Origin of the sequence: Leucobacter sp. M11 (genome assembly GCF_035726885.1) — a bacterium.
Taxonomy (GTDB): Bacteria; Actinomycetota; Actinomycetes; order Actinomycetales; family Microbacteriaceae; genus JAPFRB01.
In genome coordinates this window covers 148,969-149,711 of the sequence record NZ_JAPFRB010000002.1, presented here as the reverse complement: position 1 = coordinate 149,711, position 743 = coordinate 148,969, and the positions used below count along the sequence as shown (strand labels likewise).

Below are 743 nucleotides of genomic sequence, written 5' to 3'. Positions count from 1 at the left end.
CCCCGGGAATATTTCCCGGGGGCGGTCCGTTGTCCTCGACGTGACTCAAACGAATCCTCAGCACACGATCCGCGTCGATATCTGGTCGGACATCGCCTGTCCCTGGTGCTTCATTGGCAAGCGCCGCTTCGAGGCCGGCGTCGCCGCCTTTGTCGCGCAGCGCCCCGACGTCGCCGTCGAGAGCGAGTACCACAGCTTCGAACTGGCGCCCGATACCCCCGACACCTTCGAGGGCTCCGAAATTGACTTCCTCGTCACGCACAAGGGCATGCCCCGGGCCAAGGTCGAGGAGATGCTGGCTCAGATGACCGAGATGGCGCAGGCCGAGGGCCTCGCCTACCGCTTCGACCGGGTGCAGCACGTGAACACGCTGCGCGCGCACCGCGTCCTGCACCTCGCGAAAGCGCAGGGGCTCCAGCACGAGGCCGTCGAGCGCCTCCTCGCCGCCTACTTCGAGGAGGGCCGCAACCTCGCGAGCGATGACGAGCTCGCCGCGCTGGGCGCCGAGGTCGGCCTTGCCGAGGCGGACGTTCGTGCCGCCCTGCAGGACCCGGCCACCGCCGAGGCCGTCCAGGACGACATCACCCGCGCCCGGATGCTCGGCATCAGCGGCGTGCCCTTCTACCTGCTGGAGTCCAAGTACGGCGTCTCCGGCGCCCAGTCGCCCGAGTCCTTTGTGTCCGTCTTCGAGCAGGTGCTCGAGCGGGAGGCGGCCGAGGCCGCCGCCGGCGCATAACGCGATT

1 protein-coding gene is annotated in these 743 nt (G+C 68.9%); it reads left to right on the top strand.

Going from position 1 to position 743, the window contains the following annotated elements:
* Positions 1 to 40 precede the first annotated feature (40 nt).
* Positions 41 to 736 carry a DsbA family oxidoreductase gene (locus tag OOT08_RS04810; protein ID WP_325092109.1) on the top strand — a complete coding sequence of 232 codons (696 nt, stop codon included), beginning with the start codon at positions 41 to 43 and terminating at the stop codon, positions 734 to 736.
* Positions 737 to 743: the final 7 nt, after the last annotated feature.